Annotated in this window: 14 protein-coding genes and 2 pseudogenes; 12 read left to right on the top strand and 4 right to left on the bottom strand. The window is 57.1% G+C overall.

The features are described from left to right. Positions 1-11: 11 nt before the first annotated feature. The gene (locus HIJ39_RS10195; protein WP_169099291.1) at positions 12-1,064 is read right to left on the bottom strand and encodes a glycosyl hydrolase family 18 protein; all 1,053 of its coding nucleotides are present in this window, start codon (positions 1,062-1,064) and stop codon (positions 12-14) included. Between the two features lie 133 nt (positions 1,065-1,197). Then, on the bottom strand, positions 1,198-1,791 hold the full coding sequence (locus HIJ39_RS10190) for a histidine phosphatase family protein (protein WP_169099289.1): 594 nt from the start codon (positions 1,789-1,791) through the stop codon (positions 1,198-1,200). A gap of 194 nt (positions 1,792-1,985) precedes the next feature. On the opposite strand from HIJ39_RS10190, the gene HIJ39_RS10185 reads away from it, so the two are divergent. The 5 genes from HIJ39_RS10185 (at position 1,986) to HIJ39_RS10165 (ending at position 7,729) form a co-directional block, all read left to right on the top strand. Then, on the top strand, positions 1,986-2,666 hold the full coding sequence (locus tag HIJ39_RS10185) for a GntR family transcriptional regulator (RefSeq protein ID WP_169099287.1): 681 nt from the start codon (positions 1,986-1,988) through the stop codon (positions 2,664-2,666). A 16-nt stretch (positions 2,667-2,682) separates the two neighbouring features. Continuing rightward, positions 2,683-4,239 (top strand): ABC transporter substrate-binding protein, encoded by a 1,557-nt coding sequence (locus HIJ39_RS10180; RefSeq protein WP_169099285.1) that lies wholly within the window; start codon positions 2,683-2,685, stop codon positions 4,237-4,239. A 9-nt stretch (positions 4,240-4,248) separates the two neighbouring features. Then, positions 4,249-5,193, top strand: a complete 945-nt coding sequence (locus HIJ39_RS10175) for an ABC transporter permease (RefSeq protein WP_169099283.1) — start codon at positions 4,249-4,251, stop codon at positions 5,191-5,193. Positions 5,194-5,206: 13 nt separating this feature from the next. After that, on the top strand, positions 5,207-6,094 hold the full coding sequence (locus HIJ39_RS10170) for an ABC transporter permease (RefSeq protein ID WP_169099281.1): 888 nt from the start codon (positions 5,207-5,209) through the stop codon (positions 6,092-6,094). A 99-nt stretch (positions 6,095-6,193) separates the two neighbouring features. After that, complete coding sequence (locus HIJ39_RS10165; protein ID WP_169099343.1) at positions 6,194-7,729, top strand: gamma-glutamyltransferase family protein; 1,536 nt, start codon at positions 6,194-6,196, stop codon at positions 7,727-7,729. 24 nt (positions 7,730-7,753) lie between these two features. Here the strand turns inward: HIJ39_RS10165 and HIJ39_RS10160 are convergent, their stop codons facing one another. Then, the gene (locus HIJ39_RS10160) at positions 7,754-8,017 is read right to left on the bottom strand and encodes a LapA family protein (RefSeq protein ID WP_169099279.1); all 264 of its coding nucleotides are present in this window, start codon (positions 8,015-8,017) and stop codon (positions 7,754-7,756) included. A 118-nt stretch (positions 8,018-8,135) separates the two neighbouring features. Between HIJ39_RS10160 and HIJ39_RS10155 the strand changes: the two genes are divergently transcribed. After that, positions 8,136-8,972, top strand: coding sequence for a class I SAM-dependent methyltransferase (locus HIJ39_RS10155; protein ID WP_169099277.1), 837 nt, complete (start codon positions 8,136-8,138; stop codon positions 8,970-8,972). Positions 8,973-8,998: 26 nt separating this feature from the next. Here the strand turns inward: HIJ39_RS10155 and HIJ39_RS10150 are convergent, their stop codons facing one another. After that, a complete protein-coding gene (locus tag HIJ39_RS10150) occupies positions 8,999-9,235 on the bottom strand; it encodes a hypothetical protein (protein WP_169099275.1) in 237 nt (78 codons plus the stop codon). Between the two features lie 129 nt (positions 9,236-9,364). Between HIJ39_RS10150 and HIJ39_RS24900 the strand changes: the two are divergent. From HIJ39_RS24900 to HIJ39_RS10130, 6 genes and pseudogenes are all read left to right on the top strand, one after another. Beyond that, positions 9,365-9,916 (top strand): annotated as a pseudogene (locus HIJ39_RS24900) (MFS transporter); the annotation flags it as partial. Positions 9,917-10,361: 445 nt separating this feature from the next. After that, positions 10,362-10,508, top strand: a pseudogene (locus HIJ39_RS24895) (MFS transporter); the annotation flags it as partial. Positions 10,509-10,562: 54 nt separating this feature from the next. Further along, positions 10,563-10,817 (top strand): hypothetical protein, encoded by a 255-nt coding sequence (locus HIJ39_RS24110; protein WP_243239530.1) that lies wholly within the window; start codon positions 10,563-10,565, stop codon positions 10,815-10,817. Between the two features lies 1 nt (position 10,818). Beyond that, positions 10,819-11,265 carry a MaoC family dehydratase gene (locus HIJ39_RS10140; protein ID WP_169099273.1) on the top strand — a complete coding sequence of 149 codons (447 nt, stop codon included), beginning with the start codon at positions 10,819-10,821 and terminating at the stop codon, positions 11,263-11,265. A gap of 3 nt (positions 11,266-11,268) precedes the next feature. Next, positions 11,269-12,228 carry a Gfo/Idh/MocA family protein gene (locus tag HIJ39_RS10135; protein ID WP_169099271.1) on the top strand — a complete coding sequence of 320 codons (960 nt, stop codon included), beginning with the start codon at positions 11,269-11,271 and terminating at the stop codon, positions 12,226-12,228. 64 nt (positions 12,229-12,292) lie between these two features. After that, complete coding sequence (locus HIJ39_RS10130) at positions 12,293-13,375, top strand: NAD(P)H-binding protein (RefSeq protein WP_169099269.1); 1,083 nt, start codon at positions 12,293-12,295, stop codon at positions 13,373-13,375. Positions 13,376-13,393: the final 18 nt, after the last annotated feature.

Here is a 13,393-nt window from a genome sequence, read left to right as displayed (position 1 = left end):
GGGCGACAATGTCAGGGCTGCTTCCCGACATCTTTCAACAGTTCTGCGTAGATTGAATGGGTCGCATAGCCAACTTGCCACAGGGCAATCCCTGCTAAGTGATCCTTTTTGGCCAAGGCAATTTTTTGAGCGATCCCTTTTCGGTTTTCCCACCAATAGACGGTTTGACCCATGGTGGCGGTCTCTTCTTGATACCGCGTATTCCACGTCGCTTTCGCCTTCATGGCTGGTGTGATGGCATCGTATGGAATCGTCGTCGCATGGGTGCTGCCCGATGTCCACTTGTAACCATATAACGCAATGCCTAAATAGATTTTGGAACTTGGCACCTGGCTTTTCAGGCGATTCGTTATGCTTGTGACCCAATGCATTGCCGCCACAGGCCCAGCAACCGTTCCATCGGAATGCTGGTCGTAGCTCATTAACTGGATTGCGGTCACCTCGGGCGCCAGTCTCCGGAAATCGTAGGCTCCGCCGGAATGTGGGACGACATCCACAATAATCTTATCCGAACGAGGCAACGAATCACGCAATTCCACCATGAAGGCGGTCAACTCCGACTTTAAATGCGTGTGGGGCGGCTCAAAATCGATGTTCACACCGGCGTAATGGTTAGCCGCGATGACATGGTCGATGCTCTGAACGGCCGCCTTCCGCGTTGCCGCGCTGGTTAAAAACGCTTGCGTTCCGGTTGCATCGTTGACCGAGACGATAATGGGGAGTTTTTGCTTTTTAGCCTCGGCCAATACGGCGGCGTCGACCTTGGTTTTTAAGGTGCCGTGAGCCGTCATGGAATACCACAAGGGCGCCAAGTAGGTGAGGGAATGGTTGCTGGCCCCTAGCGCAGAGGGTGGCAACGCTTTGTGGTGCGCCCAAAAACCTAAGACTTTAAGCGTACCGCCCTTGGTGACCGTGCTGGCCGGCTTTTTCGGGCTTTTGCTGGCGGCCGTTTTTTTGGTACCGCCGTTTTTGGACTGAGAGGGCGAGGCGTGTCCCGTTGTCCCGCAACCGCCAGCCAATATCAAGGCAGAAAGGAGTGCTAATGTTCCCCAACGTTGATTCATCGTTTTTTCACCTCGAGGAGAGTGTGCGTATTTCTCCTGGGAACATGCAGGTAACGATTAGCAGGTGGCATCCACTCTGAGAGGTGGGCCCACCGGAATGTCCCTATATCTAATGGTGGGCCACCGCCCAGGTTCAAACTGGCATAAGGGGATAGGCCATCAGCTGCCAGGCTCCGTTCTTCCATTGCACAGCCAGACCGGCGGTATTGGTTAGGTGGAACCATTGTGCGCTTTCCCATGGGGCGTGAAGCACCGACAGGAGCAGGGCCTTAAGACAATCCGAATGGGTAGTGGCGACAACACGGCCGTCGGGGTGTTCTTTTCGAACATCGTCCAAAAACGCGTGAATCCGTTCTGCCACATGACTTAATGGCTCGCCGCCATCAGGAGCTCCCAATTCTGGATTCACTTTCCATTGATGATAGCGGTCGTAATCGTCAGCCTCGATGTCCTCGATGGTCAACCCATCCCATCGGCCCAAGGCAATTTCGTGCAGGCGCGGGTCGACACGGACGGCTTGTCCCGGTTGACAAAACGCCTGGGCGGTCTGCTGGGTTCGCTTCAGCGGGCTTGCGTAGATGGCGGCGGCCGGACCCCAAGCCGCGGCCGCACGACGGGCCTGCTCGAGCCCTTCGGGCGTGAGAGCGGGATCTCCTTGATACGAGATAATCATGTTCTGTCGATTGGCCTCACTTTCCCCATGTCGTACAAAGATGACTTCAAGCACATCGATTCCTCCTTCGCCTTCACTATACCTTGCCCGCGTATCAGCTCGAATAGCCAGTCTCCTTGGGATGAGCAGCAGATGAGTTGAAATTGCCGTATTCTGTCGACGGTATGCAAACACAGAAATTTTTATCAATTAGCAGGAAAAACGATTGGGCGTGGCGAACATTTCCCGCGATGGAGGGAGGACAAGGCATGGAATCCGGAGACCCGTTCTTGACGCCCGTGACCGTGACCACAACCGCCGAGGAAGTGTATCGGCGTCTGAAACATGCCATTACGGATGGCGATTTATCGCCCGGAACACGGTTGGTGGAGGCCGCGTTGGCGAAGCAATTGGGGGTATCCCGCACGCCTGTCCGGGAGGCCCTGCAACGCCTCTCACAGGATGGGCTGGCTGCGTCCGACGGATCCCGAGGCCTCATCGTCGCTCGTCTATCGATTGAGAACATTGCCCATGCCTATGTTCTGAGAGAAACGCTGGAAGGATTGGCTGCCCGCCTGGCGGCCTCCCATCAGCGACCTGACTTGTTGGAGGATTTAAGCCAAAGCCTCCGCCATATGGAACATGACGCCGTCGATGCCGCTGCTTTTGATGCAGCGCACTCGCGCTTTCATGACACCATTGCAGAAATGTCGGGCAATCCCTATCTCATTCAGGCTTTAAAGAACTTGGAAGGGTTTCGCACGCGAATGGTGACCTTGGACTGGGTGGCGCGAAACCGGGTACGCATTTCCGTTCCTGAACATCGCCTCATATTTGAGGCGATTGAAATGCGCGATTCTGAGCTGGCCGAGCATTATGCCCGGCTGCATGTAAGCAAGACCCGCGAGGGTCTGATGAAACGGCTCGGATCCCCTGCGCTTGATGATTAATGAAGGAGGCAACCCGATGTTAGGGAAAAAGCTCGTAGTGTTATTGTCGTCGGCGGCGCTTTTGGGCGCACTTGCCGGTTGCGGGGCGTCTACCAAGACTACCAGCACTTCCAGTGCCACCGGTAGCTCATCAAGCCCGAGGGTAGGCGGAACGCTCAATGTCGGGATCGATTCCGACTTTGTCACCTTAAACCCGGCGATGTCATCGGCCTTGATTGACCGCCAGGCCTATATCAATATCTTTGACCCGCTTCTCAAGCTGTCCCAATCGATGAAAATAGAGCCGAACCTGGTGACCCACTGGACGGTCACCAACGGCGGGAAAACCTACACCTTGTATTTACGGCATGGCGTGACGTTTCAAGATGGCACGCCTTTTAACGCACAGGCCGTCATTTACAACTGGCAGTGGGAAATGAATCCCAAGAACGCCTCGCCGCGGCTTAGCAACCTGAAGTTGGTCTCTAGCTTGTCGGCCCCCAACAGCTATGAGGTGGTCGTCAATCTTAAGGCACCATTTGCGGCCTTCCTCTCTCTCTTGACCGGCCGTACCGGCATGATTTCCTCGCCGACGGCAATGAAGAAGTGGGGGAGCCAATACGGGCTTCACCCGGTTGGAACCGGGCCCTTCGAATTTGTTTCTTGGGTGAAGAATGATCACCTTATCTTAAAGCGCAACCCTCATTATTGGCAGAAGGGCAAGCCGTATCTCAACAAGATTGTCTACACGCCCATCACCAATCCGCAGCAAGAGTATAATGCGCTTACTACGGGACAGGTGGATTTGATTGATAGCGTTCCGGCTCAGGACGTGAGCCAACTCGCCGGCAATTCCTCCCTGCAGTACGCCAAGATGACCGGCTTAGGCTATTCAGACATGGAGTTGAACACCACGAAGTCGCCGCTCAACAATGTGCACAATCGTGAGGCGATTAACTACGCGATCAACCGTGAGGCGCTGATCAAGCTGATTGACTTTGGTCAGACCCAACCGGCCTATAGCCAGTTTCCGCCGTCATCCTGGGCCTACGACCCCAACCTCAAAATCCCGTTCTCGGACACTTTGGCGAAGCAACAGTTAAAGAAGGCGGGGAACCCCGGCGGATTCTCCTTTACGCTCTTGGGCAACAACGACCCTGTGACGGTGCAGGAGATGCAGGCCATTCAAAGCCAACTGGCGAAGGTGGGCATCACCATGCACAGTGAGCCCGTGGACTTCACCACCCTCTTAACCGATGCCATCAACGGCAACTATCAAGCCGATATGTTGGGATGGAGCGGACGGCCTGACCCGGACCAAAACTCTTATGCCTTCGACACGACTGGCGGAAGCTTCAACGACCCCCGTTATTCCAACCCGGAGGTGAACTCGCTCTTGCTGCAAGCGCGTGAGTCGACCTCGCAGGCGACCCGGAAGGCGCTCTACTACAAGGTGGCCAAGATCTTAGCGCAGCAAGCCCCTTACATCTATCTCGCCTATACGCCCGTGATTCAAGCGTGGTCAACCTCTGTGCAGGGGTACAAGGCCTATCCGGACGACCTGATGCGGTTTACGAATGTGTGGTTGAAGTAAGGAGGAGCTATGGCACGGTTTATTGTCCGGCGCATTATCAATGTCATTCCGGTCGCCTTCATTGTGCTCTTGGTGACCTTTAGCCTCATCCACATTGCGCCCGGCAACCCGGCCTACACCATTTTAGGCGAGCAGGCCTCGCCGGCCGCGGTGAAGCTGCTCGACCAGCAAATGGGGTTGAATCAACCGTTGCCGGTGCAGTTCGTAGAATATCTGAAGCACGTGGTGGAGGGGAATCTGGGCTTTTCCTTGCTGGATCATCAGTCGGTGGCTTCACTGATTGTTTCACGCCTCCCTGTGACGTTCGAGTTGACCATACTGGCCGTGCTGGTTTCGCTTATCATCGCGCTTCCCGCTGGCATTCTAGCCGCCTATCGGCCCAACACCTGGATTGACAGCTTGTCCCGGGTGTTGGCGCTGGTGGGGGCGGCGGTGCCCAACTTTTGGTTGGCGCTGCTGCTGGTCTACATCTTCGCGGTATCGCTGCATTGGCTGCCGTCCTTAGGGTGGATACCCCTTGGCCAGGGCGTGGGTTCCAATCTGGTGCACATCATATTGCCGGTGGTGGTGCTGGCCCTGCCATTGGTGGCGGTCACATCGCGGGTGCTACGCGGCGAGCTGATGGAGGTCATGCGCCTCTTATACATTCAGGTGGCACGGTCCAAGGGGGTGCGAGAATGGGGCGTCGTGATGCGTCATGGACTGAGGAACGCCCTTATCCCGGTGGTCACGGTGGTTGGGCTTCAGGTTGGTGGCCTCTTGGGTGGGGTAGTCATCACGGAATCCATCTTTTCTCTGCCCGGTATGGGCCAATTGGTGGTCAACGCTATCTTTAACCGAGACTATCCGGTCCTGCAAGGGTCGGTGCTTTTCATGGCACTCGTGGTGCTGGCCGCCAATCTTTTGGTGGATTTATGCTACGCCTGGATCGATCCACGTATCCGGTATAACTAACAGGAGGGAGAATATGGCGGTTTTTATTTCCGAACCGGCATTGGAAGAGCAAACCTTTCAGCCGGTATCTAGCCGAAAGCGCGCCTGGCGCCGGTTTGCCAAAAACCGTCTGGCGGTCGGCGGCCTGATTCTCATTGTCCTGTTTATTCTCATGGCCGTGGCCGCCCCGGTTATTGCTCCTTACTCGCCGGATGCCACCCATTTCGGGCAAGCCTTTCATCCACCCAGCGCCCAGCATTTGTTGGGGACCGACGAATTGGGCCGAGATCTCCTGTCACGGATTATCTATGGAGCGCGCGGCAGCCTCTTGTCGGCCGTTCTGATTGTCATCTTGGGAGTGGCGATTGGCGTTCCCGTGGGGCTGGTGTCGGGATATTACGGCGGGTGGCTGGACGAGGTTCTCATGCGCATTGTGGATGCCGGACTGGCATTTCCGGGCTTGGTGCTGGCCATGGCCATGGCCTGGATACTGGGACCGTCCTTGATTCATGCCGTGATCGCAATCGGACTGGTAACGATTCCGCAGTTTGCGCGGGTGACACGGGGCCAGGTGCTGGAGGTCAAAAACCGCGAGTATGTTGAGGCATCTCGGTGCCTTGGGGCATCGCCGCTTCGAATCATGTTTCGGCATATACTGGTGAATGCCGCGACACCGATTATTGTGGTTGCGACCCTCAGTATTGGGGGCGCCCTGTTGAGTGTGGCAAGTCTGTCGTTCTTGGGGTTGGGCCCGCCACCGCCGGCCCCAAACTGGGGCGAAATGCTTCAAAGCGGAGCGGAATACTTGACCATGGCCCCCTGGATTTCGCTTTTTCCGGGAGCAGCCATATTCTTGGCGGTGCTTGGATTTAACACGTTTGGCGATGGGATCCGCGATGTGTTTGATCCCAACCATCAATGATACAAGGAGAGGAAGCGATACCGGGTGGATCCGACACGACCAAATGCCCACCAATACCCTTTCGCCTCACGGAGGACGGTGGTCTATTCCCGCCAGGGGATGGTGGCTACCAGCCAGCCGCTGGCCGCTCAAGCGGGCTTGGAAGTGCTGCAGCAAGGCGGCAACGCCATCGACGCGGCCGTAGCGACAGCCGCAGCGCTCACGGTAGTCGAGCCCACATCTAATGGTTTGGGAAGCGATGCCTTCGCCTTAATATGGGCAGAGGGGAAGCTTCATGGCCTCAATGCCAGCGGACCCGCCCCACAAGGCCTCACCCCGGACTGGATCCGGGACCACGGTTATGAGGCTATGCCGGCGTTCGGCTGGGGGGCCGTGACGATTCCCGGCGCACCGGCGGCCTGGCAGGCCATGAGCCGGCGGTTTGGCAGGGTAGGCTTGGCGGGGAGCCTCGGCCCCGCCATTCGTCTTGCGGAAACAGGCTATCCGCTGTCCCCCACCTTGGCACACTTTTGGAAGAGGGCCTATGAGCGGTATCGGGAGGTGCTGAAAGGTCCTGAATATCAGGAGTGGTTTCGTGTGTTCGCTCCCGGGGGGAATGTGCCCGAAGCTGGCGATCTCTTCTACGCCCCCGATCATGCCGCCACGCTTCACCGTTTGGCCGAAACGGAGGGCGAAGCCTATTACCGCGGGGAGATTGCGGAGCATATTGTGCAGTTCTCGCTGGCCACCGGAGGCGTGATGAGTCTGGAAGACCTGGCGTCGTACCAGCCGGAATGGGTTGAGCCCTTGTCGGTGCCGTACCGAGGCTACGATGTGTGGGAGCTTCCGCCTAACGGCCAGGGATTCATTGCCTTGATGGCGTTGAAAATGCTGGATGGCTTACCGTATGGGTCAGAGGAGGAGCAGATTCATCAGCAAATTGAGGCGCTGAAGTTGGGGTTTGCGGATGCGTTTCAATATTTCGCGGATCCCCGGTTCATGCCCTGGCCCCCTGAAACGCTGTTGCAGGGCGATTACATACGCCGGCGCGCCCAACTAATTGGTGAGCACGCCGAGGTGAGAAGCGCCGGGCAACCGGTGCCGGGCGGCACGGTCTATCTTTGCACGGCGGACACTCAAGGCAACATGGTATCGTTCATTCAGAGCAATTATGCCGGATTCGGTTCGGGACTGGTGGTTCCGGGGACAGGCATTGCACTGCAAAACCGCGGCAAACTGTTTTCCCTCGACCGAGGGCATCCCAACTCTCTGGAACCCGGCAAGCGGCCATTTCACACCATTATCCCTGGGTTCTTGACCCAGGCTGGGAAACCTGTCGGGCCATTTGGGGTGATGGGCGGGTTTATGCAGCCCCAAGGCCATGTGCAGGTGATCGCCAATGTGCTGGATCGGGCAATGAACCCTCAAGCGGCGTTGGACGCGCCCCGATTTTATTGGGAAAGCGGCAATCGTGTGCGGGTCGAGGCACACATGCCGGAACAGGTGATAAAAGAACTGCGTCGGCGCGGCCACGAGGTCGAAATTGAAACGGGACTCGGGCTCTTTGGCCGCGGCCAAATTATCTGGCGCCGGGAGAACGGCGTGTTGATGGGAGGGACCGACCCTCGGGCTGATGGCGAGGTAGCGGCCTGGTAATATGCCGAGCGCTGGGGCGTCGATCTAATGCGGGTCATGAATCGATTCTGGACCGTGGCTCGTGGGAGTGACCGTCCCGGCGCTTTGGTTTTGCCGGCGCAGGCGTTCTCGCCAGGCCAAAATGGCCCCTAAAATCACGCCCAACAGGACACTCGCAATAATCACCAAGGCCTCAGAGATGCGCGGAAACTGCCAAAATAGAAAACGGATGGCGAACGGTCGGTTGTTTTGCAAGGCAAAGATGGCCACTAAGATGGCAAACACCAACCCTAAAATGAGGCGTTTCATGCGCTCACCTCCTCTCATTTCTGCGTTGTTCTTAGCGTTAAAGTACCATATTTCCGATCGTTCGAAGAAATGCGGCAGGCATACCCCCTCTGCCTCGAAAAGAGACTATAATGGGCACATGAATCCTTCCCGCGAAGAAAACTTAGCAGCGCTGACCTCCTATTATGCCCAAAAGATGGAACAGGGCCGTTTGGATGGTCCCAAGGGGATCATCGAATTTGAAAGAACCCGCGAGATTATCCACCGGCACCTTCCGCCGCTGCCTGCCACGGTTGCAGATATCGGGGGCGGTCCCGGTCGGTACACCGTGTGGCTTGCCGAATTGGGATATCACGTCGAACATCGGGATTTAATCGCTCTTCATGTGGATCAAGTTCGGACAATCTTGCGCGATCGTCCCGAGTTGTCGGTTCACACGGCCGTGGGGGATGCATGTGAGCTGGATTTGGCTGCCCACTCGGTGGATGCGGTGCTTCTCTTGGGACCCTTGTACCACCTGCCTCGTCGCGAGCAGCGCCTCTTGGCTCTCAAGGAGGCCAAGCGCATTGTCAAGCCTGGCGGCGCCATTTTCGTCTCGGCGATCTCGCGGTGGGCTCCGCGGCTCGACGCCGTCATCGGCCAAAAGCTTTACGAGCACGCCCCGGCCATGGAACAGTTGCCGAACATCGAACGGCACGGATGGATTCCTCCTTTGTTTCCTGGAGCGTTTACCGCCTATGCCCATCGTCCGCAACAATTGCGGAGCGAAATGCGCGCAGCGGGTTGGGAGGTTTTGTCTTTGGTGGGCATTGAAGGAGCGAGCTATCTCCTCGGTGATTTGGGGGAGCGGGTGCGTGATCCACAAGCTTTGGCCGTGTTGCTTCAGAGTGCCCGGGCACTGGAGGCGGTCCCAGAGGTTCTTGGAATGAGTTCTCATTTCCTCGCGACAGGAATTCGGCCAGCGTCCGGAGGATAAGTTGCCGTGACCGTGTGCCTAAGGACTTATGCGCGAGGGTCGTCGACAATTGAGCAAATAGCCCCATAACCTTGCAGCAGACGATTGAAGGAATCCGCCTCGCGAAAATTATCAAACGGACCAATTCGGGCGGGGAGATGATGAAGTGGCGCCGTATCCTCGACGCCCTCGCCGCGCAATACGGACTCGACCGCCTCGGCGGGATCGAGTCCAGCCGAAAGTTGATGGGGATTGGCCCATCCGGTGATTTCCACGAAAATCATGCGTACCTCCCTGTCTCTTTTGCGCTTAGTGTGCCAAATATTGCCGTTATGATACACCTCCTGCCATGGTGGCACGAGGACCGCTTCGCTATACTAAGGTGAGTGCGTCAAAATGAATTCGCTGATCATATGCGACAGAACAGGAGAGCGAGTTTGAACAATACTGCATCAGTAAAAAAATGGTGGGTTCTGGCCGTGGTCACGTTAGTAGCCTTTGTGACCAATCTTGACGGCACCATCGTTGTCGTGGGGCTGCCGCGGATGGTTCAGGGACTTCATATTACGGTGACCACGGGACTTTGGACCATGACGGCTTATATTATTACCAGCACCATCTTTTTGCTTCCCGCGGGACGATGGTCCGACCTCATCGGAAGAAAGCATATTTTCCTGACCGGCCTTATCATCTTCACGGTGGCCACGTTTTTCTGCGGCATTGCACCCAATGGCGCATTCTTGCTGGTGTTTCGATTCGTTCAGGGCACAGGAGCCGCACTGGCCTTGGCGACCGCTACCCCGATTATTGTGAGCGTCTTTCCGCCGAGTGAGCTGGGTCGGGCGCTTGGCATCAACTCCACATCATGGGTAATGGGTTCCATCGTGGGTCCTGTCGCCGGTGGACTTTTGGTCGGCAGCCTGGGGTGGCGTTGGGTGTTCTTTGTAGCGATTCCCTTCGCCCTTGCCGGCATCGTGGGATCCCTGTGGGTTCTCAAAGAAGGACCCCATGACTTGAAGGCACGCACGGATTGGGCCGGAGCCGTAACTTTCGGCACAGGGTTGGTGGGTCTCCTCCTAGCCCTGTCCTTTGGGCAAGCTTGGGGGTGGGGTTCGGCCCGCATTTTGGGTTTGTTTTTGGCCACGGTGATTCTTTTGGTTTTGTTTGTGGTGTTTGAGACGCGTCAAAAGGACCCCATGTTTGATTTAGGGCTTTTGAGGCATCGTCATTATCGTTCGGGTTTAGGGGTGACAGTTAGCTACTCGATTGGCTTCTTTGCCACCACCTTTCTCTTGACGATCTATTTACAAGGGGCGGTGCATCTAAGCCCTGTGGCCGCAGGGCTTATGTTGGTGCCGCTGTCGGCCCCACAGCTCATTATGGGGCCGGTTCGTACTCGGCGTTATCGGCATGGCCTTAGGCAGCTTCTGGCTGGGCCACTTGCCGAACCATTTCTCTGCCTGGTCGGTCATTTTGCCATTGCTCCTGATTTCTGCATCGAACGGCCTCGCGTGGCCTTCATTGACCAAGGCGGTCATGTCGTCGGCCCCGAGGGAGCGGACCGGTGCCGCTTCGGGGATGTTCTTCACCTTCCGCAATGTTGGGATGGCGTTGTCCCTTACCATCGCCTTGATGGCGGCCGAAGTTAGCCTTCCACCCAAGGTGGCCTCTGCCATTTACCTTGGCACCTCCGGCATCCTGTCCCGCGCTATGCAGGGGGCGCTGGTGCACGCGACCAACATGGGATTTTGGGTATTTGTGGCTTTCTATCTTTTGGCTTTGCTTGTTGCCATGCCGCTACTGAAGCCGCACCAAGCCACAGTGCTGGCCGAGCGACAAGAGATCACAAGCGGGGAGGGAATGTAGCATGTACTTTGAGGAATTTCGACCCGGGACCGCGTACACCCTTCGTCCCATCGAAGTGACGGAGCAGGCCATCCTTCAATTTGCCAGCGTCTTCGATCCCCAGCGAATTCATCTCGATCCCGAATTTGCGCGAAAGGGGCCTTTTGGCGGCTTGATTGCCTCCGGATACCACACCTTGAGTTGGGTCTGGTCACGCTGGATTGAAGCCAATGTATTAGGGGACGAATCGATGGGCGGACCGGGACTGGATCGGGTGGAATGGTTGGCTCCGGTTCGCCCCGGAGATACCCTGACCACGGTCGTGACCATTACCTCGGTGCGGCGGTCTAAGAGCCGGCCGCGTGGGATTGTCAGCATGCATTTTGAGGTGGTCAATCAAGACGGGACCCGCGTGATGGCCTACGACGCGGCGGCCTTGGTGCGTTTGCGGCCTGAGGAAGAGGGGTAAGACATGGTTCGCTGGGGGATTCTCGGTAGTGGCTGGGTGGTCCAGAATTCATTTGGGCCTGCTATGAAAAGTCTTTCGTCAGGCACAATCGGCATGATAGGGAGCCGTTTAGGATCGCGGAACGGGTTGGCCCGCGATCTTCAGGTGCGAGCCGGCACCTATGAGGACGTATTGGACGACTCCACCATCGATGCTGTCTATATTGCGTTGCCCAATCATCTCCACGAAGAGTGGACAGTAAAGGCATTGGCCGCAGGAAAGCATGTGTTAGCAGAAAAGCCGTTGGGACTTGACGCCGAATCAGTCGCTCGGATGATTGAATCGGCTCGGGCGCACAACCGTTATCTCTGGGAGGCCTTTGCGTTTCCCTTCCGGGAGCAAATGCGGATGGTGCAGGAGATTTTGGACGAGGGCGCCATCGGGGCCGTTTGCCATCTCCAAAGTGTGTTCTATTCCTCCATTGCGGATCCGAACAACATCCGCTGGGACGCCACCATGGGCGGGGGAGCGCTCTATGATGTGGGCTGCTATCCCGTGCACTGGGCGGGATATCTCTTGGGTGAAGCGCACCAAGCTCGGGCCTTCATGGTGGAGAGGCGCGGCGTGGATGTTGAGGTGAACGGACAAGTGGCCTTTGCCGGGGGAACGACGTTGCAGTTTCTAGCGGGCTTGAACCGGCCGTATGAGACCTCCGGTCAAGTGTTGGGAACCCGCGGCCGGCTGGTGTTGACGAATCCATATCATCCAACGCCTGGTGACACCATCCGTGTCATAACCCCCGAGGGGACGCGCGAATGGGCGGCCGCCCAGGGAGACATGACGTTCGTCCGGATGGTAGAGCAGATCAATGCGACCATTATGGGAGACCAGCCTCCGCGTCACCTGGCGGCCGAATCAGCGCTTCGCACGGCTCAAACTCTGGCTCTTTTGCGGCAGAGTTCCGCAGTAATCCACCGGATTTAAAGATGTATTGCCAGGGAGCGTATGGTAAAATGTGCACAGTTTTGTGCACGGAGGTGCGAAGCGTTTGCGAAAGTTTGCCTTCATCATACACCCGCTACGATTTGACGATTTTGCCCGCAAGTATCCCATTACCCAGCATCTACCACCGAAATTAGTCGAGTGGGCCTTTAAGCAAGTTGGCCCCGTTACGGCCGGTCACGTTACCGGTGTTCACTCTCCAACGGGGGAGGAGCTGGAAGGGTGGCTGCTGGGGTTGCCGCTGACGCCGGACATTTTGTTGAACGCGCCCTATGAGTGGGTGCTAAAGAAGCTGACCGCCTCGGTGCAATTGGCCGAAAAACTTGGGGCGGAAATAGTAGGGCTTGGTGCGTTCACCAAGATTGCCGGTGATCGAGGTATTACCTTGTCCCAGCGCGTGGGTGTGCCCATTACCACCGGCAACTCGTATACCACGGCTACTGCGGTCCAGGGAACCTTAATGGCGGCGGAGCGCATGCAAATTGATCTTGGGCAGGCGCGGGCCACGGTGATTGGGGCGACGGGATCCATTGGGCGCGCAGCCACCTTTCTTCTTGCTGAACAGGTACGCCAAGTGACGCTGGTTTCCCGCACCGAAGAGGACCTCAAGGCACTGGCGGCGGAAATTCGCGCCAGGCATCCGGCCATTAAGGTGGATTGGACCACCCACATCCCCGAGGCGGTGAGGCCTGCCGATATTGTCGTTGCGGTGTCGTCCGCCACCGGAACCATTGTAGAACCGGACGACCTCAAGCCCGGTGCTGTGGTGACTGATGTAGCGAGGCCACGCAACCTCTCCCGCGTGGTAATGGAGCAGCGCCATGACGTGCTGGTGCTGGATGGGGGCGTCATTCAAGTGCCCGGGGAAAATGCCGACATGGGCTTTGATTTTGGTTTTCCGCCTAAGATGGTCGAAGCCTGCATGGCGGAGACGATGATTTTGGCTTTGGAAGGACGCCTAGAGTGCTTTACCTTGGGACCCACCATTGACGTCGCACGGGTGCAGGAAATTCGCGAACTGGGCGATAAGCATGGATTTTCTCTGGCGGGATTTCGCCGCTTCGAACGAGCGATTGACGACAGTGAAATTGAGCGGATACGACTCGCAGCCAGGAGCGCATCAGCCTAGGGCCGATGCGCTCACCTG

Source organism: Sulfobacillus harzensis (assembly GCF_012933365.1).
Lineage (GTDB): Bacteria > Bacillota > Sulfobacillia > Sulfobacillales > Sulfobacillaceae > Sulfobacillus_B > Sulfobacillus_B harzensis.
This window is presented reverse-complemented; position numbering and strand designations above follow the sequence as displayed.